Raw genomic sequence first — 19,705 nt, forward strand, 5'->3', positions numbered from 1 at the left:
CCCCCACCCACGACAACCAACACACCAAACTCACCATCACCTTCACCACCACCCCCCACGGCTGGCCCACCCTCCTCCCCAAACACACCATCCCCGACCAACACACCAAAGCCACCCACAACGCCCTCACCAACCTCAACCACCAACTCACACAAACCAACAACACCACAAACACAAACACAGACACCCGATAGCCACCCGCGGCCCCTCGTGTCCGACCCGCGACTCGCGCACAGACCACCTGCTCACCGCCAACTCCTGTGAAGTCGACCGCGGGAGCTAAGGAACCGGGCCACCCGTCGAAACCGCCCCCGCGATAGGCGCGACCCCGGACCTGCCTTCCGCCCGTCGCTCCGGCTACTTCTGACAGCCGTCGCCCACTCCGCACCCCGGCCGGCCCGCGCGAACAACGCCCGCCCCAGGCCTACCGACTGTCACCCCGGCCCGGCACAATCACCCGTATGACGATCACCACGAGCGCGCCGCCTCTGCGCAGCACCCCGATCGCCCTAGCCCGCAGTTTTCTGACGGGGGCCGTGATCGGGGGCTCGCTGGCCGCGCTCGTCGTCGGCGTGGTCGTCGAGAAGGCGCCCTTGTTCATCGGGGGTTTGGGACTGCCCATCGTCTACGGCCTGTTGTTCTTCCTCGCCGGCGCGCCGCGGCGGGCCCGAGAGGCGGAGGTCCTGCCCCGGACGGCGCTCGCGATGATCGAGAGCCTGCGCGCCATTGGGGGTGAGACGAGCGACGTGCCGGTGCGGTTCGATCTCACCGTCGTACCGGACGACGAGCCGGCCTACCGTGTCGGGATCACTCAGGACATCAACCTGGTCGACCTCCCCGACTACCGGCCGCGCGGCGTCCTGGTGGTGAAGTATCCGCAGGACAGGCCGTGGCGGGTGAGGATCGTGAAGCGGCCGACCCCGGAGTGGGAGGAGCGGGCGGCCGGCGCTCAGCTGGATTCGGCTCCCGAGTCGACCATGGTGACCGAGCCTCACCAGGGCCGTTCGATCGGCTTCGTCGGGCTCTTCGGCCTGCTGCTCGCCGCGGCTGCCGTGGTCTTCCTGTTCCGCGTGGACCTGTTCGAACAGCAGGACTCCGCTTCTCCGGCACCGACGGTCACTTCGACGTGGTCGACCACGGTGGTGTCGTCCGGGACCGGGACGGTCTCGCTCGGGCCGGACCAGTCGTTCCTCGACGACGGCGAACTGCGCAAGGCCATCAACTCCCTTACCGAGGGGAATGATTCGCGCCAGGCGATCACCGTCTTCGCGCAGGAACGCGTGCTGTCGGTCGTGTTCTCCCCGAGCGGCACGAAGGCCCCCCAGTTCGATCCGCTGTCCCTGCCCTACGAGCGGTTCCCTGCCCTGGTCAAGGAGGCCGAAACGACGCTCGGTGTCCACTCCCCGACGTCCTGGCAGATCACCGCCGACCATCTCGCCGGCTCCCTCACGATCAGGGTCGGCGTGACCGGGCCCGAGGGCAGTGCCTCGCTGGAGGCGAACGGTGAGGGCCAGGTGGTGCGACGCGTCCCGGCACGCTGATCACCCGCGCTTCACCCGCGCTCTCAACGCACTTCGACATCAAGGCTGCTTTCCACCAGCCGACTTGAGCCATCCGCCACGGCTCCCTGGCCGCCCGACCGTGGTAGATCTTGCACGTGACGGGTTGCCACGGCAGGCAGCGAAGAAACCCCGGCGGACCGTACCCGGAGGGACAGGAGGAGGACGCATGGGCTGGCACGACTATCTGGCGCTCTGGTGCGGGGTGTTCGGCACGATCGCACTGCTCGGGTACGGGCGGTCGCTGGCGGGGGTGACCGGCGCCCAGCGGACGGTCCGGGTGATGGGGCGGATCGAGCGGGTGCAGGAGCCCCGGCACGGAGGTTCCGAGGGGGACGGCATAGCGGTCGTCGTCTCCTTCCAGGACTCCTCCACCGGGCAGGAGTTCACCGTGACGAACGACGGTGACTGCGGCGACAGGATCAACACGGCCTGGACGGGCCGGGAGATCGGAATCCGCTATCCGCCCGGGAGACCGCACGCCTTCCGGTTCACCGACGACCTCTGGGCCGGCCGCTACGGGCTCGGCTGGCCGAACTTCGCGGTATTCCTGATCTACGTCGGTCTGGTGGTCGTCGCCGCGGTCGACTGGGGCTGGCCATGGGCCCTGATCGGTGTCGGCGCGCCGTGGAGCGTGTTCCTCGCGTGCTCCCTGCCCCAGGACGTCCGCCAGGCGCGGAGCCGGTTCGACACCCTGGCCGCGATGGTTCCCGTTCCGGGCCGTGTGGTCGCCGTCGTGAGGAGCGTCCGCACCGACGAGGACGGCTACACGTCCACCAGCCAGACGCCGGTGGTCGCCTTCACCACCCACGAGGGCGCGGCCGTCACCGCCTACTGCTTCTCAGGCCTGCCGGACCCCACCAACTCGTACGGCCGGAACCTCACGATCCACTACTCCCCCGCCGACCCGGCCGACTTCACCCCGGACCTCGCAGCCGCACAGCGGTCCTGGAGGAGCGGAGTCACCAGCGGCATCGTGGGCGTTCTCGTCACGGCGTCGGCGGCGGTCGCGGGAGCACTCCTGCTCTGACACCCAACGGCCATCACCCGGCCTCGACCGGCACGGATGCCGCGTACCGTGGTCGGTCGCGGAGCCGGTCCCGGAGCCGTCGTCGGCCTGCGGCATCCTGGCCCTATGAATAAACCGAGGGCCCAGTGGGTCAACACGACACATGACTGGTCGAGCGCCGTCGATACGGGCCATCTGGCGCACATCCGACAGAACCCGGAGAAGTTCGCTCCGGGCGGACCGTGGCACCTCGTCCTGGAAGTCCTCGGCTATGCGGCCGACGAAGCATCAGGCAACGGCGGCGGGCGCTGCGTCCTCGTTCTCCACGCCGACGGCTCCCTGTCCGTCAGGGACGACGGGCGGGGCACCGACACCCGGGTGGACGAGCAGGGCCGGAGCGTGAAGAAGCCCGTCATGGCGACGAAGGACCTTCGGTTCTTCGACTCCCCGCAGGCCGAAGTGCTGCCCGACGGTCATCCCCGGCGCGGCATGTCCGTCGTCGCGGCGCTCAGCGACTGGCTCGTCCACACCAACCGCCGTCTCAACGGAGCCTGGACCCAGCGCTACGAACTCGGCATCCCCGTCACCGACCTGGAGCCCGTCGAGGTGGACGGCACGACCGGGACACTGGTCCACTTCAGGCCGGGCACACCAGTGGGCCCGCTCCCCGCCCCGACGGCGGACGACCTGACACGCCTGGCCGCGACCTGGCCGCAGTTGGAGATCCAGCTCGACGACCGGCGTGGGCCACACTGACATCCGAGACGTCCGAGACATTCGACCGGCAGCCGTCCGGGCTCCCGCGCCTCAGGTCAGGCTCGCGGCCTGTTCTCCTGCCTTTCGGGGGGTCCTCTCGCGGCGGGGGAGCAGCAGCGGGGTCGCGAGGAGGAGGATTCCGGCGGCGGCGATGGCGGTGCGGGGGCTGGTGGTGGCGGCCAGCAGGCCCCACAGGGCGGTGAGGGCCGCGATGGCGGCACTGCTGCTGATCGACCATGCGGCGAGGGTGCGGGAGAGCTTGTCGGGGTCGATCTGTTCGAGCCGGTGGGTGGCCAGCAGCGGATTGAACAGACCGCAGCACGTGACCAGCCCGAGCTGGACGGTGACGATGAGGACGATCCCGGGGGCTCCGGGCTGGACGAACGCCAGCCCGATGGGCCAGCACGCGCGCAGCGCTCCGGCGGTGAGCAGCGTCCGGTGCTGTCCGAAGCGCGTCGCGAGCGGGCGGGCGAGGCGTGAGCCGAGCAGGCCGCCGACGCAGGGGGAGGCGAACACGAGGCCGTACTGCCAGGGTGCGTAGCCGAGGTGGCCGAGGAGGAGTACGGCCATCAGCGGTTCGGCGGCCATGATCAGGCCGTTGACCACGATCGTGTTGAGGAACAGCGGGCGCAGTGTGGGGTGGGCGAGGATGTGGCGCCACCCTTCGAGCAGGTCCCCGGCGCGCAGCCGCGGTGCGCCGGTCGGCGCGGGGTGAGGTTCGGTGCCGCCGATGGCACGGATGCCGAGGGCCGAGAGCAGGTAGCTGAGGGCGTCGGCGACCACGGTCACCACCGGGCCGAACAGTCCGATGGCGGCCCCGCCGAGCGGTGGCCCGACGGTGGTTGCGGTCCACGTCGTCGATTCGAACCGGCTGTTCGCGACGAGCAGGTCCTGGGGTGGCACGAGCGTCTTGAGGTACGCGCCACTGGCGGCCTTGAAGGCGATGTCGGCCGCGGCGGTGACGACGGAGACGACCAGGAGTTGGGCGAAGCTGAGCCGGCCGAGCGCGAACGCGGCGGGGACGCTCAGCAGCACCGCGAACCGGGTCAGGTCCATCGCCATCATGACCGGCCGTTTGCGCCGGAACTCCATCCACGGACCGAGCGGCACGGCGACCAGGGCCCCCACCGCCCGCCCCGCGGCGGACAGCAGCGCCACCTGGGTCGGCCCGGAGTGCAGCACGAGGATCGCAAGGAGGGGGAACGCGCCGAATCCGAGCCCCGAGCCGTAGGAGCTGACCGCGAACGCCGCCCACAGCCATCCGAACCGTCGCCCCAGTGCCCGCCGCCCGTTCATGCCCGTACGCCTTTCGCCGACCCGAACAACCACCCGCTGACCACCGGCATCAAAGCGGATGGCGAATGGCGGGATCAAACAACCGATCCGCCGGGAAGGCACAACCATCCGTTGTGTGGACACGCTGGGCCGGCGCGGGTCTCGACGCTCTGCGCGTGAACGGCGACGGCTTCGACCAGCTGCCTTTGTGGGAGCGTGCCGGAGGCACCGGCACGACGAGTGCGCGGTGCCTCCGGGCCGGGCGGGTGGGGTCAGGCGCGCATCAGGGCCCAGGCGCCGAGGCCGCTGCACCCGCCGGCACTGTACGTGGTGGCGCGGAAGCCGGCCGGGATGGGCGAGCCCGGGCAGGTCCACAGGCCGACCCGCGCGAGGTTGTGCCGCCAGGCTCCGACGCCGTTGCAGCCGTTGACGATGTAGTCGGTGATGACGTAGCCGCTGATGACCGGCGATCCGCCGCAGGTCCAGATCCCGTCCTTGGGGAGGTTGTGCCGCCAGGAGCCGATGCCGGTGCAGCCGGTCTGGACGTGGTCGGTGATGACGTACCCGGGGACGATCGGCGAGCCCGAACAGGTCCAGATCCCGTCCTTGACCGGTTCCTGGTACCAGGAGCCGGAGCCGTTGCAGCCGGTCCGGTCGTAGATGGTGATGACCCATCCGGACTGGACGGGCGCGCCGGAGCAGGCCCACTTGCCGGGGCCGCCCCAGCCGGCCGGCTGGGCCGCCGCACTCGACGTCCCTGCGGCGGTGCCCGCGAGGACGAAGGCCGCGATCAGCGCGAGGGCGCCCAGGGCTGCGCCGATTCCCCTGCGGACGACGGCAGTTGTCAGGTGCTTCCACAAGTGACGGTCAGACATGGTCAATTCACTCCAGTCCATTCGGCGGGCAGCACGACGTGGCCCGTTGACGGGGGAACCCGGGATGGAACGGCCACACCCTACGGGGAGGAGGTGTGCACAACATGTGCCGATCGCATGAACAGGAAATCTTGGCCCAAAGTCGCCCTGCGCACGGGGCCCGTCCGGCCGGGGCGGTGGAAGCTGCGGGAGGGGGAAGCCCTCCGAGGGAAGCCGCGAGGTCGATGCCACGCGGTCGCTGCCACGCGGTCGCTGCCGGAAGCACCTGCGCCTGGCACCCGCAGGTCGGTCGGAGCAGAATCACGTCCATGTTCACGACCAATCGCCTGACGATACGCCAGTGGCAGCCCGAGGACCGCGAGCGGGCACTCGACATCTACTCCCGCTGGGAGGTGACGCAGTGGCTGGGCCGCGATCCCCGCACCCTGGAAAACCTCACCGACGCCGAGGCCACGATCGAACGCTTCCGCTCCCACTCGGCCGATCCGCGCTTCGGCATCTGGGCGGCGGAACGGAAGGACACCGGCGTGGTCGCCGGCTCCGTCCTGCTCGTCCCGATCCCGGACGGCGACGGAGAGGTGGAGGTCGGCTGGCACTTCCACCCGGACAGCTGGGGGCAGGGCTTCGCCACCGAGGCCGCGCAGGGCGCCGTGGCCAAGGGATTCGCGGACGGCCTGGCCGAGATCCACTCGGTGGTCCGGCCGGACAACCGGCCGTCGCTGGCCGTCTGCCACCGGCTCGGCATGACCGCGCTGGGCCGCACCACCCGCTGGTACGGCATGGAGTTGGAGGAGTTCCGACTCACCCCCTGACGGGGATCCGGGCGAGGACAGCCCGTTCGGCTCGCCCGTCGCCCGGGCGGGCCGGCCCGCCGGAGCCGCCTTCGCGATGCTCGCCGCGGGCGGCCTGCTGCTGACGCTCCGCCGGACCCGCCACCGACCGCCGTCCCGCCGGTCCCGGGCACACCTGGGACCGGCAGGATCCCGGTCGCGCCTGCCCTGGCGGCCCTGGTGCCCCTGGACTGATCGCACGCCCTGGACGAGGATCGGGGCTCGTACCGGTGAAGCCGGTACGAGCCCCGATCCTGTTCCCTCGCCCGCACGAGGCGGGCGGAACCCTCAGCAGATCCGCGGGAGTTGCTCCCCCATCGGCAGGTCGATGACGCGGGTGCCGCCGAAGGGGGTGCGGCAGACGACCATGCCGGGGTGGTCCACCACGCACTCGCCGATCACCGCCGAGCGCGCGCCCAGCGGGTGCGCCCGCATCGCGGCGAGGACGGCGTCGGCGTGCTCGCGCGGGACGAAGGCGACCAGCTTGCCCTCGTTGGCGACGTAGAACGGGTCGAGGCCGAGGATCGCACAGGCGTTGGCGACCTGCGCGGGCACGGGGACGGCCCGCTCGTTCACCACGACGCCCACCCGGGCGGCCTCGGCGATCTCGCCGAGCGCCGCCGCGAGGCCGCCCCGGGTGGGGTCGCGCAGCACGTGCAGGTCGGGTGTGACGGCCAGCATCGCGGCCACCAGTCCGCCGAGGGCCGCGCAGTCGCTCTCGATCTCGACGCCGAATTCCAGGCCCTCGCGCACGCTCATGATGGCGACGCCATGCAGGCCGATCTCACCGCTGACGATCACCACGTCACCGGGGGCGGCGCGCTGCGGCCGGATGTCGACTCCGGCCGGGACGAGCCCGATGCCCGCGGTGTTCAGGTACACGCCGTCGCCGTGCCCGGCTTCGACGACCTTGGTGTCGCCGGTGACCACCTCCACCCCGGCCGCCCGGGCGGCGGCGCCCAGCGCCTGGGCGACGTGCGCGACCACGGCCGTCTCCACGCCCTCCTCCAGGATGAAGCCGCAGGACAGATAGGCCGCCTGGGCCCCGCTCATGGCCAGGTCGTTGACGGTGCCGTTGACCGCGAGGTCGCCGATGCTGCCGCCGGGGAAGAAGAGCGGCCGCACGACGTAGGAATCGGTGGAGAAGGCGAGTCGGGCACCGCCGAGTTCGACGACCGCCGAGTCCGCGAGCCCGGCGAGCACCGGCCCGCCGAAGGCCGGGGCGAACAGGTTCGCCACCAGTTCGGCCGACAGCACCCCGCCTCCGCCGTGCCCCATCACCACCCGGGGGTGGTCGCGCAGCGGCAGTGGGCAGCTCCAGCCGAGGAGGTCCGGGGCGCCGCCGGCGCCGGTCCGGGTCTGGGGCTGGGTCCGGGTCTGGGTGTCAGCCAACGGGGCTCGCCTCCCGGGCAGGGCCCGGCGCGTCGAGCCGCCGGTAGAGGTAGTAGGCGGCGCAGGCGCCCTCGCTGGAGACCATGGTGGCGCCGAGCGGGGTACGCGGGGTGCAGGCGGTACCGAAGGCCTCGCACTGGTGCGGCTTGAGCAACCCCTGGAGGACTTCCCCGCTGCGGCACTGCGCGGGTTCGACGGTGGTGATCCGCGCGACGTCGAAGCGGTGCTCGGCATCGTGGTCGCGGTAGCGCAGGGAGAGCCGCCAGCCGCTGTCCGGGATGACGCCGATGCCGCGCCAGGCCCGGTCGGTCACCTCGAAGACGTCCTCCAGCATGGCCCGGGCCGCCGGGTTGCCCTCCGGGCGTACGGCCCGCGCGTAGGCGTTGTCGACGGTGTGCTCGCCGTTCTCCAACTGCCGTACGGTGCGCCGGATTCCCTCCAGGATGTCCAGCGGTTCGAAGCCGGTGACGACGATCGGCACCCGGTGGCGATCGGCGAGCGCGGGGTACTCGTCGGTGCCCATCACGCTGCACACGTGTCCGGCGGCGAGGAAGCCCTGGACCCGGCACTGCGGCGAGTTCATGATGGCCTCGATGGCGGGTGGCACCCGTACGTGCGAGACCAGCATGCTGAAGTTGCCGATGCCCCGCTTCCTGGCCTGGTGCACCGCCATGGCGTTGGGTGGTGCGGTGGTCTCGAAGCCGATGCCGAAGAAGACGACCTCCCGGTGCGGGTTCTCCTCGGCGATCCGCAGCGCGTCCAGCGGGGAGTACACCACCCGGACGTCGCCGCCCTCACCGCGCACCCGGAAGAGGTCACGGCCGGTGCCGGGCACGCGCAGCATGTCGCCGAAGGAGCAGAAGATCACCTCGGGCCGGGCCGCGATCTCCAGCGCCTTATCGATCACCTCCAGCGGGGTGACGCACACCGGGCAGCCGGGGCCGTGAATCAACTCGACCTCGGGCGGCAGTAGTTGGTCGATCCCATGTCGGATGATGCTGTGCGTCTGACCGCCGCACACCTCCATCAGCGCCCACGGCCGGGTGACCGTCGCCCTGATGTCGGCGAGCAGACCGCCGGCCAGCTCGGGGTTCTGGAACTCCTCCAGGTATCTCACCGCTCCTCCTCCCGCTTCGCCGAGACGGCCGGGGCCGCTGCGGCCGCCGCCTCCCAGGGGTCGCCGAACTCCTCCTGGAGCAGGCCGAGTTCCTCGAACAGCTGCAAGGTCCGGCGGGCCGATTCCTCGTCCAGTCGCTGCAGCGCGAACCCGACATGGACGATGGCGTACTCGCCCACCTTCAGGTCCGGCAGGTACTCCAGGCACACGTCCTTGACGACCCCGCCGAAGTCGACGACCGCCATCCTGGTCCCGTCGCGTTCCGCGATCTCCAACACTCTTCCGGGTACCGCCAGGCACATCGCGGTCTCCCTCCTCTCTCCGGTTCCTCCGAACCTGCCGAACTCCGTGCGTGCGGCCACTCAGCCGTCGGCCCGCGCCGCCACCATCAACTGGCCGAGCGCGAGCCCCGCGTCGTTGGGCGGCACCCGGCGGTGCCGGAGCACGGTGAACCCGTCCTCCGCCAGACCCCGCGCGCACGCCGAGGACAGCAGCGCGTTGGCGAAGACGCCGCCGCTCAGCGCGACCGTCCCGGTGCCGTGCCGCCGCCTGATCCCGGCGCAGACCGCCCGCACCAGCGCGGCCACCGCCGCGTGGAACCGGGCGGCGATCAGCCCGGGCGGCGCCCCTGCCGCCAGGTCCGCCACCACCGCAGCCAGCACCGGCCCCGGTCGGGCGGTCACCATCCCGCCCTCGTCGACGAGTTGGAATGCGTAGCCCTCCCCCGGGCCGGTCGCCGGCCCGTGCGCGAGGGCGGTCGCCTCCAGCTCGATCGCCGCCTGCGCCTCGTACCCGGCGTTCTGGCAGACCCCGGCCAACGAGGACACGGCGTCGAACAGCCGGCCCATGCTGGAGGTCGGCACGCAGTTCACCGATCGATCCAACTGCTGTGACAGCAGTCGGAGTTCGTCCGCAGGGCAGGAGCGCACCGGCGGCAGGCCGGCCGCCCACGGGAGCCCTGCCGCCCGCAGGTGGGCCAGCGCCATCCGGTACGGGCGCACCACGGCCGCGTCGCCCCCCGGCAGCGGAACGTAGTCGAGCCCGGCGAGACGCCGAAAGCCCCGGTAGTCCGCCAGCAGCGCCTCTCCGCCCCACACCGCGCCGTCCACTCCGTAACCGGTGCCGTCGAAGGCGATCCCGATCACGGGCCGGGTGCCGTCGAGGCCGTGTTCGGCCATCACCGAGGCGATGTGCGCGTGATGGTGCTGGACGTCCCGTACCTCACGGCCCCGGGCCGACCTGCGCACGTGCCGGGCGGAGCGGTAGCCGGGGTGGCGGTCGACGACGAGCACGTCGGGCTGCACGCCGGTGACGGCGCCGAGGTGGTCCACCGCGCGGTCGAAGGCCCGGAGGGTGGCGAGGTCGTCCATGTCGCCGAGGTGGCCGGACAGCCAGGCGTAGCCGTCCCGGGCCAGCGCGAAGGTGTTCTTGAGGTCGCCGCCCGCGGCCAGCGCGGGCCGCACCGGCACCGGCAGGGGCACCGGGAGCGGCACGTAGCCGCGCGAGCGCCGTACCGGCAGCGGCTGCCCGTCCACCACCCGCACCACGGAGTCCTCGCAGGGCACGTGGATGGGGCGGTCGTGGGTGAGCCAGCCGTCGACCAGCGGAGCGAGGCGGGCGAGGGCCTCCCGGTCGTCCGTCACGATGGGCTCGCCGGACAGGTTGGCACTGGTCATGACCAGCAGCCCGGGGCCGGGAGAAGCGAGCAGGAGGTGGTGCAGCGGGGTGTACGGCAGCAGCACGCCGAGGTCGGGGCTGCGCGGAGCGGCGGCTTCCAGCTCCGCGAGCCGGTGTGCCCCCCGGCGCAGCAGGACGATCGGCCGCACCGGGCCGGTGAGCAGTTCTTCCTCGGCGGGCCCGAGCTCCACCGCCCCGGCCGCCGCCAGGGCCCTGAGCTGGTCGAGGTCGCGGGCCATCAGGGCGAAGGGCTTGTCGCCGCGCCGCTTGCGCCGGCGCAACAGGGCGACGGTGTCCGCGTCGGTGCCGTCGCAGGCCAGGTGGTAGCCGCCGATGCCCTTGACGGCCAGGACCGCTCCGCAGGTGATCAGGCGCCGGGCCTCGGTGAGCGCCTGCTCGCCGTCGAGTACGGGGAGCCCGGGGACGGACAGGGTGAGGGTCGGGCCGCAGGTGTGGCAGGCGACGGGCTGGGCGTGGAAGCGCCGGTCGGCCGGGTCGGCGTACTCGCGGGCGCAGTCGGGGCACATCGCGAAGGCCGCCATCGTGGTGTTGGCCCGGTCGTACGGCAGGGCGGTGACGATGGTGTGGCGGGGCCCGCAGTTGGTGCAGCTGATGAACGGGTGCCGGTAGCGGCGGTCGGCGGGGTCGGCCAGTTCGGCGAGGCAGTCGGCGCAGGTGGCGGTGTCCGGGGGGATCTGGGTGCGGTGCGGTCCGTCGGCGCGGGAGGGCGTGATGGCGAAGCCCGGTGTGCCGGTGACGGCCAGCGGCTGGTGGTCCACCGAGGCGACGTCGGCGAGCGGGGGCGCGTCGCTGGCGATCCGCCGGCAGAACGCGGTCACCGCCTCGCCGGTGCCCTCGATCTCGGCGAGCACGCCCTCGCCGGTGTTGGTGACGCTGCCGGACAGCCCGAGTTCGGTGGCGAGGGTGAAGACGAACGGCCGGAAGCCGACGCCCTGGACGAGTCCGCGCACGGCTACCCGGCGGCGCTGGAGCAGGGGCGGCTGCTGATCCGTGGTCACGGCAGGTCCACGGCCGGGTGCGGGTGGGAGTGGGCCCCCGCGTGGGCGTGGTCGTGGTCGTGGTGGTTGCCGTGGTCGTGGTGGTTGCCGTGGTCGTGGTCGTGCGCGCCGGCCATCACCGGCCGGTGGACCTGCGCGCCGGCCAGCACCGCGAGCGCCCGGTCCAGCAGCGCCCCGGCGCCCTGCCCGGTGCGGGCCGAGGTGAAGACCACCTCCACCCCCGGGTTGACCCTCGCGACGCTCGCGAGGAAGGCCGCTTCGTCGAACTCTGCCGCGACCGCGAGGTCCGCCTTGGTGACCAGCACCAGGTTGGCCAGCCCGAAGGCGGTCGGGTACTTGAGCGGCTTGTCCTCCCCCTCGGTGACCGAGGCGAGGACGACCCGCAGCGATTCGCCGAGGTCGTAGGAGGCGGGGCAGACCAGGTTGCCGACGTTCTCGACGAACAGCAGCCGGGTGTCCGGCGGCAGCCAGCCGGCCAGGTGCCCGCGCAGCATCGCCGTCTCCAGGTGGCACAGGCCGTCGGTGAGGACCTGCTTCACCGGCGCGCCCGAACGGGCCAGCCGGCGCGCGTCGTTCTCGGTGGCGAGGTCGGCGGTGAGGGCCGCCACGGGCACCTCGCGCTCCCGGGCCAGGCCGAGTTCGGCCTCCAGGAGCGCCGTCTTGCCGCTGCCCGGGCTGGACAGCAGGTTCACCACGACGGTGCCCCGGGCGGCCAGTTCCGCCCGCAGCCGCCGGGCGTCGTCGTCGTTGCGGGCGAGAACCGCCTGCCGGAGATCGACGGTGCGACACATCGGTTTCAGCCTCCTTGATCGGTCCGGGCGCCCGCCGGGGGCTCGGACCACTCGACGCCGAGGATCTGCAGCTCACGCCCGGCCAGCAGTTCGACCCTGGCGCCGGCACAGCGCGGGCAGCCCAGGTCGGGCGGCATGCCGACGCTCCACTCGACCCCGCAGGGCGTGCACTTCGCCCGTGCGGCGACGGCCTCGGTCTCCAGCACCGCACCTTCCAACAGCGTTCCGGCGCAGGCCAGTTCGAAGCAGAAGTCGAGTGCCGACGGGACGACTCCGGCCAGTTCGCCGATCTGCAGCCGGACTCTGGCCACGGCGCTCTCCCCGTGTGCGCGGGCGGCCCGGTCCACCTGGTCGACGACGGCCGTCGCGATCGACATCTCGTGCATCTGTCTCGTTTCCCGCGTTGGAGGCGCCGGCTCGCTGGGGGCGCGGGCCCGGTGTCCGGGCCCCGTGAGCAACAGGCCCCGTGAGCAACAGGCCCCATTACAGGGTGCGGCGGCGGGAACGGCTCGAAGCCGCGCCGCCGCCGCATCCGTGACTACCTGTTCGCAGCACGCCGATGGTGCCCGCCGCGCGTACTGCTCCGCCACCGCGTCCGCTCCTACATCCGCCGGATCCGCAGGTAGCGCCTCAGGTCGGGAAGGCTCTGCCAGATCAGCGCCGCGGCTGCGGCCAGGACGGCCGCGGCGGCCGCGACGGCGAGGTTCTTCAGCATGGTGCCGCCTCTCTGTGGGTGTGGGCGTCCGCGGTGAGGACGCGCAGGATCACGGCGACCGCCTCGTCGACGGCGGCGGCCACCGGGGTGCTCAGTCCGATGCCCTCCTCCAGTGAGGCGGGTTCGCAACCGACCACCAGGACCCGCCCGGGCGCGGTGCCGCCCGTTCCGGCGGCCAGGGTGGCGAGCAGGGCCAGCACGGCGTCCGGGCCCATCCGGTGGCCGTCCAGGACCATCGATTCCACCGGTCCGGCGTCCGCTTCGATCAGGTACACCGTCCCCGGCTCGCCGCCGCGCGCGGTGGCGTCGACGAGCACCAGCATCCGGTAGCCGTCCAGGAGTTGGTAGGCCAGGTGCACGCCGCGCACGCCGACGTCGAGGAGCTCGACGCCGGCGGGCAGCTCCCGGGCGGCGAGGCGCCGGACGGTCTCGACCCCGAAGCCGTCGTCGCCGAGGAAGATGTTGCCGACCCCGGCGACCAGGACCCGCCCGGTCCGGTCGGCGCTCACGGCCCTTCCACCGGGGTGACCTCGTCGGGCTGGAAGTACCGGAAGCGGCCCTGCGCCCGCCACAGGTCGGCGCCCGGGTCGTCGTCCACGGTGACGGCCAGGTGGACCGAACCGTCGACGTCGTGCAGCACCGCCTCCACCAGCGCGGTGCGCCCGTGCAGGAACAGGTCCTGGGCGTCGGTGCGGCGGCGCCCGGGCCGGAGCCACACCCGGCTGCCGGCGGCGACCGGGCGGCCGTCGATCACCACCTGGTCCCGTCCGGGGTCCGTCTGCGGGTCGTTGCCCGGATCCCACCAGGGCCGGTCCGCCCCGGCTTCGGGGTCGGTGAGTTCGCGCAGCCCCCGGACGGCACCGTGCAGGCGCTCCAGGATCTCGGGGGGCATCGAGTCGGCGAGGTCGATCACCGCGCCGGCCCGGTCGTCGGTGCCCCGGGCCTCGCGCTTCTCCCGCTCGGTCAGGGCCGCGGTGCGCAGCGCGAGGATCTCGTCGATCTCGGTGGCGTCGTAGAGCGCGCCGGGGCTCTCGGGCGCGATGTGCGGGTGGTCCTCCAGGATGATCGGCGAGGAGAGCAGCACCTTGCCGCTGCCGGGCGGGCCTGCCAGCACGGGCCAGGTGTGTTCGTTGCGGCACGCTCGCACCGCCTCGCCCGCCCACTCGGGCGGGTCGGTCGCCGAGAGGAAGGAGCCGCGGTCGAGGCCGAGCAGCAGGTGGGCCGAGACGAGGGCGTGTGCCAGTGCGGCCTCGCGCCGGGTGCCGGGCGTCGGGTCCCAGTCGGAGGTGTTCTCCACCAGGACGGTCAGCCGCTGCGCCCGGTAGGGGCCGGGTACGTCCTGGGCGGTGATCCGCAGTCGGCCCTGGACCCGTTCGCGGCGGCGCAGGAGCCGCCCGGCCAGTGCACCGTCCTCGACGAGCGGTTCCTCGTCCTCGGCCGCGTCGAGTTCGAAGCCGCGGACGGCTTCACCGGCCGCCAGTTCCTCGACCGGGACGAGGAGTTCGATCCGCTCCTCGACCCCTTCGTCCCAGGGGACGAGCACCCGGTCGGCGAGCTCCAGCTCGTCGACGGTCCGGAATCCGCCCTGTCGGCCGGCCTCCTGGACCGTCCGCCGCTGGAGGCGCAGGAACCGCAGCTCGACGGCCAGCTGGTCGCCCTGGCGCGCTTCCATCACGCATTCGGTGCGCTGGTGGGAGTGCTCGCCGCTGTCGGCGCCGTAGCGCGGCGGGGTCAGGACGCCGAACTGCCAGCGCAGCCGGTTCTTGGCCGCTGACGCCCGGTAGGGGTAGAGCACGTAGCCCTCGAAGAGGACGGCATCGGCGATCTGGCGGGCGTGGGCGAACCTGTTCTCGCTCTCGTGGGCGGGCGCGGTCACCGCTCCCCCTTCGCGGTCTGGGCCGCCTTGACGGCCTGGGGTGGCTTCACGGCCTGGGTCGTCGCTGCGGCCTCGGTCGTCACTGCGGCCTGGGGCGGCTTCACGGCCTGGGCCGTGCCGAGCAGCTCGCGCACGGTGGCCTCCCAGGACGGCAGGGCGTGCCGGGAGCGGTAGGCGAGCAGTTCGGCCATCAGGTCGGCGGGCAGCCGGAGCCAGCCGCAGCCCGGAAAGTGCGCGTCGATCGCCTCCCGCCAGACCTTGACCGGCATCCGCACGGCGGCTTCCTGGTCCCAGGCCACCGGGGTGACCTGGAAGCCGCCGGGGCCGGCGAAGGCGGTGCCCGAGAAGAGCAGCAGCAGCGGTACGTCCCCGTCGTCCAGTGCGGCGAGGTAGCGGGCGGCGGAGACGTCCATGTCGTAGGTGCAGGGCACCACCAGGTCGGTCTCGGTCTCGCCGGTGAACGCGCCGACCAGCAGCGGGACCTGGGCGAACTGGACCGGGTGGAGGGTGCCGGCCCAGCGTGAGCGCTCGCCGAACAGGTCGGTCAGCCGCCCGCCCTCGGCGTCGCCGTAGCGGCGCCGGGCCGGTTCGATCCGCAGTTGGCAGCGCAGTGCCAGCGCGTGCACCCGCACGTCGGCGGGGGCGCTGATGCGCAGCCGGAAGACCAGGGCGGGCCCGGCGGCGTAGGGATCGGCCCGCACTCCGGTGCAGGCGAAGGAGATCGAGGTCACCGGCCGCCGCCTTCGGGGAGGACGCGGGACCGGGCGGCCAGGCGGTCGAAGAAGGCGGTCTGTTCGGCGCGCGCCTCGGCCCCGCCGTCGAAACCCTTCCAGCAGCGCCGCAGTCGGCCGACGAGTTCGTAGCAGACGTCGACCGGCACCAGGTAGCACTGGATGCCGTCGGTGTCGCGGCGCAGCAGCAGCGCCTCCACGTCCGGCCGCAGTTCGGCGTGGAGGCGGCTGGCGCCGAGCGCGGCCTGCCAGGCGGCCTCGTCGGGCTCGGCCTCGGTCGCGCCGCCCGGGCCGGGGTAGAGCAGGACGGACCGCTGCAGGCGTGTGGTGCGCAGCAGGAACGCGGTGGCGACCGGGATGCCGAGGGCTGCCCAGGCCTCCTCGCCGAGGGGGTGGGCCGGGTCGGTCAGGTAGCGGTCGGGGACGGCGCGGTAGCGGCCGTCGGCCGCGCCGGGCTGCTGGAACAGCAGGGCGCAGGCGGTGCAGGCGCAGGTGAGCGCCTGCTGGTCGGTGTCCGCCAGGTGGCGGTGCTCGGCGGGCAGGTGCCGGCCGCAGAACTCGCAGCGTTGCGGCTGCGGGGGTGCGGGCTCCCGCAGCCGGCGCAGCAGCGCGGTGCCGGGCCGGTCGAGCTGGCGGAAGGTCATCGCGGGTCCGCCGGGGGCCGGGCGCCGATCTGCAGCAGTTCCGCGGGGCGTTCGAGTTCGACCGCGGTGACCTCGGGGGCGTGGCAGGCCAGGGCGTTCTCGATGTCCTGTTCGCCGCACCCGCAGCCGCTGCGGGTGCGGCGCAGCCGGGCGGTGCCGGTGGCGGGGTCGAAGGCGGCCAGGTCGACCGGTTCGGGCAGGGTGGCGAGTGCGCGGGTGATGCGGGCGGTGACGTCCTCGGGGTGCAGGTCGTGCAGGACGAGCAGCCCGGCCAGTGACGGTTCGTCCAGCAGCCGGGCCAGCGCGACCGGCGGCAGGGCCTGGACGAGGCGGGCCAGGGCGTCGCCGTAGAGGGCCATCAGTTCGCGGACGAGGTGCTCGCCGGCCTCCTGCGCGTCGGCGCCGGCCAGGTGGTCCAGGGCCTCCTGGATGCGGGCCCCCGCCTGTTCCGGGGTCATGCGGTGAGTCCGCTCAGCCCGGTGGGCACGTGCATGGTCTGCACCGTCCTGCCGTCGCCCAGGTACATGTGGACGCCGCAGGGCAGGCAGGGGTCGAAGCTGCGCACGGCGCGCATGATGTCGATGCCCTTGAAGGTCTCCGGGGGGTTCTCCTCGAAGATCGGGGTGTTCTGGACGGCGTCCTCGTAGGGGCCGGGGGTGCCGAAGCTGTCGCGGACGCTGGCGTTCCACGGGGTCGGCGGGTAGGGGTGGTAGTTGGCGATCTTGCCGTCCCGGATCACCATGTGGTGGGACAGCACGCCGCGTACGGCCTCGGTGAAGCCGCAGCCGATCGACTCGTCCGGCACCTCGAAGCGCTCCCAGGTCTGGCTGCGCCCGGCCCGGACCTCGTCGAGCGCCTTCTCGGCGAAGTGCAGGGCCGCGGCGGCCGCGTAGGCCTGGAAGTAGGTGCGGGCGCGGTTGCGTTCGATGGCGTTGCTCCACTGCGGGATCTTCCACTCGAAGGTGGTCTCCGGCTTGGTCATGGAGCGCGGCAGGTTGATCTGCACGCTGTGTCCGGTGGCCTTGATGTAGCCGATGTCGACCAGTCCGGACAGCGCGGTGGACCACAGGCGGGCGATCGGACCGCCGCCGGTGTCGAGGGCGAGGTAGTCCTTGCCGTCGAACCAGCGGGGGGACATCACCCAGCTGTACTTGTCGTCGAAGTCGCGTTTCTGCGGGGCCGGGATGGTGTGCTGGTTCCAGGGGTGGCGGGGGTCGACGGGGTTGCCCAGCGGGTCGTGGGTGACGAAGAGCTCCTTGCCCTGCCAGTCCTGGTAGTAGGAGCTGCCGAGCAGGATGCGGATGCCGAGGTTGATCTCGGTGAGGTCGTTGGTGACGAGTTTGCCGTCCACCACGATGCCCGGGGTGACGAACATCCGCCGGCCCCAGTCCGTCATGTTGCGGTAGGTGAAGTCGCAGTGGTCCGGGTCGTTGAGGCTGCCCCAGCAGCCGAGCATGACGCGGCGCCGGCCGACCTCCTCGTAGCCGGGCAGGGCCTCGTAGAAGAAGTCGAAGAGGTCGTCGTGCAGCGGCACGACCTTCTTCATGAACTCCACGTAGCGCATCAGCCGGGTGAGGTAGTCGGTGAACAGCTGGACGGTGGCCACGGTGCCGACGCCGCCGGGGTAGAGGGTGGAGGGGTGCACGTGGCGGCCCTCCATCAGGCAGAACATCTCCCGGGTGTAGCGGCTGACCTGGAGCGCCTCGCGGTAGAACTCGCCCTCGATGGGGTTCAGCGAGCGCATGATGTCGGCGATGGTGCGGTACCCGTGGTCGCCGGCGTGCGGTGCCTCGGTGCGTTCGGCCAGTTCCAGGACGCCGGGGTTGGTCTCGCGGACCATCTTCTCGCAGTAGTCGACCCCGACCAGGTTCTCCTGGAAGATGTTGTGGTCGAACATGTACTCGGCGGCCTCGCCGAGGTTGATGATCCACTCGCCGAGGTGCGGGGGCTTGACCCCGTAGGCCATGTTCTGCGTGTAGACCGAACAGGTGGCGTGGTTGTCGCCGCAGATGCCGCAGATCCGGCTGGTGATGAAGTGCGCGTCGCGCGGGTCCTTGCCGCGCATGAAGACGCTGTAGCCGCGGAAGACCGAGGAGGTGCTGTAGCACTCCGCGACCTTCTTCTGCTTGAAGTCGATCTTCGTGTGGATGCCCAGGCTGCCCACGATCCGGGTGATCGGGTCCCAGGACATCTCCACCAGACCGCTGCCGTCGCCGGCCGTCCTGGTCGTCGGTGCCATCGTCTGTCATGCCCTTCTGTCAGCGGGAGGAGGCTCTGCAACGGCCCGCCCGCCCCGGGTGGGGCGGGCGGGCCGAAGGGGGAAAGGGGTCACCACGGCGGGCGGTAACCGGTGGTCAGGCGGCGCCCCGTGTGCCGCCACTTGGGCTCCTGGTCGACCGTCCGGCCCGTGATCGTGCGCAGGCGGCGGATCACCGCCCCGTACGCCGAGCTGGCGCCCGTCGAGACCCGGGAGCCGGGCGGCGGGTCCATGAACGGCATGAACTTGTCGGGGAAGCCCGGCATGGTGCAGGCGATGCAGATGCCGCCGACGTTCGGGCAGCCGCCGATGCCGTTGATCCAGCCGCGTTTGGCGACGTTGCACTTGACGACCGGGCCCCAGCAGCCGAGGCGCACCAGGCACTCGGGCGTGCCGTAGTCGGTGGCGAACTGGCCCTGTTCGTAGTACCCGCCGCGGTCGCAGCCCTCGTGCACGGTCGCGCCGAACAGCCAGGCCGGACGCAGCTTGTCGTCCAACGGGATCATCGGCGCGGAACCGGCCAGCTGGTACAGCAGGTAGGTCAGCGTCTCGGCGAAGTTGTCGGGCTGGATCGGGCAGCCCGGCACGCAGACGATCGGCAGGCCCGCCTTGGACTTCCAGTCCCAGCCCAGGTAGTCGGGCACGCCCATGGCACCGGTCGGGTTGCCGGCCATCGCGTGGATGCCGCCGTAGGTGGCGCAGGTCCCGATGGCGACCACCGCGGTGGCCTTGGGGGTGAGGCGGTCCAGCCACTCACTGGTGGTGATCGGCTGGCCGGTGTCCGGGTTGTCGCCGAAACCGCACCAGTAGCCCTCCTCCTTGATCGTCTCGTTCGGGATGGAACCCTCGACGACCAGGACGAAGGGGTCGAGCTCGCCGCGGTCCGCCTTGAAGAACCACTCCACGAAGTTGTCCGCGCCCTGGACCGGACCGCACTCGAAGTCGATCAGCGGCCAGTGGACGGCGACCTTCGGCAGGCCGGGGAGCGCGCCGGTGACGATCTCCTCGATGCTGGGCTGCATCGCCGCGGTCAGGGAGACCGAGTCCCCGTCGCAGCTCAGACCGGCATTGATCCAGAGAATGTGCACCACGGCGGCGTCGGCTGAAGTTGTTGCAACCGCACCCATGAGGATGCCTCCTCAAAAAAACGGGAGCCGAACAGATAGGCTCAAAAAATTCATA

At 72.1% G+C, this 19,705-nt stretch carries 21 protein-coding genes; 5 read left to right on the forward strand and 16 right to left on the reverse strand.

Annotated features, from left to right (window positions below; genetic code table 11):
• The 4 genes from ABT015_RS35720 to ABT015_RS35735 all read left to right on the forward strand — a co-directional run.
• A partial coding sequence (locus ABT015_RS35720) for a hypothetical protein (RefSeq protein WP_350886847.1) occupies positions 1-194 on the forward strand: 194 nt, incomplete at its 5' end.
• A 267-nt stretch (positions 195-461) separates the two neighbouring features.
• Complete coding sequence (locus ABT015_RS35725) at positions 462-1,541, forward strand: hypothetical protein (RefSeq protein WP_350886849.1); 1,080 nt, start codon at positions 462-464, stop codon at positions 1,539-1,541.
• A gap of 187 nt (positions 1,542-1,728) precedes the next feature.
• The gene (locus tag ABT015_RS35730; RefSeq protein ID WP_350886851.1) at positions 1,729-2,589 is read left to right on the forward strand and encodes a DUF3592 domain-containing protein; all 861 of its coding nucleotides are present in this window, start codon (positions 1,729-1,731) and stop codon (positions 2,587-2,589) included.
• A 105-nt stretch (positions 2,590-2,694) separates the two neighbouring features.
• Positions 2,695-3,324 carry an ATP-binding protein gene (locus ABT015_RS35735; RefSeq protein ID WP_350886854.1) on the forward strand — a complete coding sequence of 210 codons (630 nt, stop codon included), beginning with the start codon at positions 2,695-2,697 and terminating at the stop codon, positions 3,322-3,324.
• 51 nt (positions 3,325-3,375) lie between these two features.
• On the opposite strand, the gene ABT015_RS35740 is transcribed toward ABT015_RS35735, so the two are convergent.
• Positions 3,376-4,620, reverse strand: coding sequence for an MFS transporter (locus ABT015_RS35740; RefSeq protein WP_350886857.1), 1,245 nt, complete (start codon positions 4,618-4,620; stop codon positions 3,376-3,378).
• A gap of 251 nt (positions 4,621-4,871) precedes the next feature.
• Positions 4,872-5,474 carry a hypothetical protein gene (locus ABT015_RS35745; protein WP_350886860.1) on the reverse strand — a complete coding sequence of 201 codons (603 nt, stop codon included), beginning with the start codon at positions 5,472-5,474 and terminating at the stop codon, positions 4,872-4,874.
• Between the two features lie 308 nt (positions 5,475-5,782).
• Between ABT015_RS35745 and ABT015_RS35750 the strand changes: the two genes are divergently transcribed.
• A complete protein-coding gene (locus tag ABT015_RS35750) occupies positions 5,783-6,286 on the forward strand; it encodes a GNAT family N-acetyltransferase (RefSeq protein ID WP_350886862.1) in 504 nt (167 codons plus the stop codon).
• A 306-nt stretch (positions 6,287-6,592) separates the two neighbouring features.
• On the opposite strand, the gene hypE is transcribed toward ABT015_RS35750, so the two are convergent.
• From hypE to ABT015_RS35815, 14 genes are all read right to left on the reverse strand, one after another.
• The gene (hypE, locus tag ABT015_RS35755; RefSeq protein WP_502897488.1) at positions 6,593-7,696 is read right to left on the reverse strand and encodes a hydrogenase expression/formation protein HypE; all 1,104 of its coding nucleotides are present in this window, start codon (positions 7,694-7,696) and stop codon (positions 6,593-6,595) included.
• Positions 7,689-8,813, reverse strand: a complete 1,125-nt coding sequence (hypD, locus tag ABT015_RS35760; RefSeq protein WP_350886865.1) for a hydrogenase formation protein HypD — start codon at positions 8,811-8,813, stop codon at positions 7,689-7,691. The genes hypE and hypD overlap by 8 nt, the downstream gene beginning before the upstream one ends.
• The gene (locus tag ABT015_RS35765; RefSeq protein WP_350886867.1) at positions 8,810-9,115 is read right to left on the reverse strand and encodes a HypC/HybG/HupF family hydrogenase formation chaperone; all 306 of its coding nucleotides are present in this window, start codon (positions 9,113-9,115) and stop codon (positions 8,810-8,812) included. Before ABT015_RS35765 ends, hypD begins: the two co-directional genes overlap by 4 nt.
• Before the next feature lie 60 nt (positions 9,116-9,175).
• A complete protein-coding gene (hypF, locus tag ABT015_RS35770; protein WP_350886870.1) occupies positions 9,176-11,509 on the reverse strand; it encodes a carbamoyltransferase HypF in 2,334 nt (777 codons plus the stop codon).
• Positions 11,506-12,300, reverse strand: a complete 795-nt coding sequence (gene hypB, locus ABT015_RS35775) for a hydrogenase nickel incorporation protein HypB (RefSeq protein ID WP_350886873.1) — start codon at positions 12,298-12,300, stop codon at positions 11,506-11,508. The genes hypF and hypB overlap by 4 nt, the downstream gene beginning before the upstream one ends.
• A gap of 5 nt (positions 12,301-12,305) precedes the next feature.
• Positions 12,306-12,686, reverse strand: a complete 381-nt coding sequence (gene hypA / locus ABT015_RS35780) for a hydrogenase maturation nickel metallochaperone HypA (protein WP_063350769.1) — start codon at positions 12,684-12,686, stop codon at positions 12,306-12,308.
• 215 nt (positions 12,687-12,901) lie between these two features.
• The gene (locus ABT015_RS38075) at positions 12,902-13,015 is read right to left on the reverse strand and encodes a DUF6893 family small protein (RefSeq protein ID WP_380345916.1); all 114 of its coding nucleotides are present in this window, start codon (positions 13,013-13,015) and stop codon (positions 12,902-12,904) included.
• Positions 13,009-13,524 (reverse strand): hydrogenase maturation protease, encoded by a 516-nt coding sequence (locus ABT015_RS35785; protein ID WP_350886875.1) that lies wholly within the window; start codon positions 13,522-13,524, stop codon positions 13,009-13,011. Before ABT015_RS35785 ends, ABT015_RS38075 begins: the two co-directional genes overlap by 7 nt.
• The gene (locus ABT015_RS35790) at positions 13,521-14,891 is read right to left on the reverse strand and encodes a hypothetical protein (protein ID WP_350886878.1); all 1,371 of its coding nucleotides are present in this window, start codon (positions 14,889-14,891) and stop codon (positions 13,521-13,523) included. The genes ABT015_RS35785 and ABT015_RS35790 overlap by 4 nt, the downstream gene beginning before the upstream one ends.
• On the reverse strand, positions 14,888-15,622 hold the full coding sequence (locus ABT015_RS35795; protein ID WP_350886881.1) for a DUF6084 family protein: 735 nt from the start codon (positions 15,620-15,622) through the stop codon (positions 14,888-14,890). Before ABT015_RS35795 ends, ABT015_RS35790 begins: the two co-directional genes overlap by 4 nt.
• Entirely contained in the window at positions 15,619-16,266 is a 648-nt protein-coding gene (locus ABT015_RS35800) for a DUF5947 family protein (RefSeq protein WP_350886884.1), read from the reverse strand. Before ABT015_RS35800 ends, ABT015_RS35795 begins: the two co-directional genes overlap by 4 nt.
• On the reverse strand, positions 16,263-16,724 hold the full coding sequence (locus tag ABT015_RS35805; protein ID WP_350886886.1) for a NifU-related iron-sulfur-binding protein: 462 nt from the start codon (positions 16,722-16,724) through the stop codon (positions 16,263-16,265). The genes ABT015_RS35800 and ABT015_RS35805 overlap by 4 nt, the downstream gene beginning before the upstream one ends.
• A complete protein-coding gene (locus tag ABT015_RS35810; RefSeq protein WP_350886889.1) occupies positions 16,721-18,505 on the reverse strand; it encodes a nickel-dependent hydrogenase large subunit in 1,785 nt (594 codons plus the stop codon). The genes ABT015_RS35805 and ABT015_RS35810 overlap by 4 nt, the downstream gene beginning before the upstream one ends.
• A gap of 89 nt (positions 18,506-18,594) precedes the next feature.
• Positions 18,595-19,650: an NADH-quinone oxidoreductase subunit B family protein gene (locus ABT015_RS35815; RefSeq protein WP_350886892.1), complete on the reverse strand. Its 1,056-nt coding sequence runs from the start codon at positions 19,648-19,650 to the stop codon at positions 18,595-18,597.
• Between the last annotated feature and the right edge of the window lie 55 nt (positions 19,651-19,705).

The organism is Kitasatospora sp. NPDC094016, assembly GCF_040304045.1.
Taxonomy (GTDB): Bacteria; Actinomycetota; Actinomycetes; order Streptomycetales; family Streptomycetaceae; genus Kitasatospora.

Excerpts from the sequence above, each read along its gene's own strand:
- ABT015_RS35745 (WP_350886860.1), bottom strand. The coding sequence starts at position 5,474 with ATGTCTGACCGTCACTTGTGGAAGCACCTGACAACTGCCGTCGTCCGC.
- ABT015_RS38075 (WP_380345916.1), bottom strand. The coding sequence starts at position 13,015 with ATGCTGAAGAACCTCGCCGTCGCGGCCGCCGCGGCCGTCCTGGCCGCA.
- ABT015_RS35810 (WP_350886889.1), bottom strand. The coding sequence starts at position 18,505 with ATGGCACCGACGACCAGGACGGCCGGCGACGGCAGCGGTCTGGTGGAG.
- ABT015_RS35740 (WP_350886857.1), bottom strand. The coding sequence starts at position 4,620 with ATGAACGGGCGGCGGGCACTGGGGCGACGGTTCGGATGGCTGTGGGCG.
- ABT015_RS35735 (WP_350886854.1), top strand. The coding sequence starts at position 2,695 with ATGAATAAACCGAGGGCCCAGTGGGTCAACACGACACATGACTGGTCG.
- ABT015_RS35730 (WP_350886851.1), top strand. The coding sequence starts at position 1,729 with ATGGGCTGGCACGACTATCTGGCGCTCTGGTGCGGGGTGTTCGGCACG.
- ABT015_RS35800 (WP_350886884.1), bottom strand. The coding sequence starts at position 16,266 with ATGACCTTCCGCCAGCTCGACCGGCCCGGCACCGCGCTGCTGCGCCGG.
- ABT015_RS35805 (WP_350886886.1), bottom strand. The coding sequence starts at position 16,724 with ATGACCCCGGAACAGGCGGGGGCCCGCATCCAGGAGGCCCTGGACCAC.
- hypA (WP_063350769.1), bottom strand. The coding sequence starts at position 12,686 with ATGCACGAGATGTCGATCGCGACGGCCGTCGTCGACCAGGTGGACCGG.
- ABT015_RS35750 (WP_350886862.1), top strand. The coding sequence starts at position 5,783 with ATGTTCACGACCAATCGCCTGACGATACGCCAGTGGCAGCCCGAGGAC.
- ABT015_RS35765 (WP_350886867.1), bottom strand. The coding sequence starts at position 9,115 with ATGTGCCTGGCGGTACCCGGAAGAGTGTTGGAGATCGCGGAACGCGAC.
- ABT015_RS35725 (WP_350886849.1), top strand. The coding sequence starts at position 462 with ATGACGATCACCACGAGCGCGCCGCCTCTGCGCAGCACCCCGATCGCC.
- ABT015_RS35815 (WP_350886892.1), bottom strand. The coding sequence starts at position 19,650 with ATGGGTGCGGTTGCAACAACTTCAGCCGACGCCGCCGTGGTGCACATT.
- hypB (WP_350886873.1), bottom strand. The coding sequence starts at position 12,300 with ATGTGTCGCACCGTCGATCTCCGGCAGGCGGTTCTCGCCCGCAACGAC.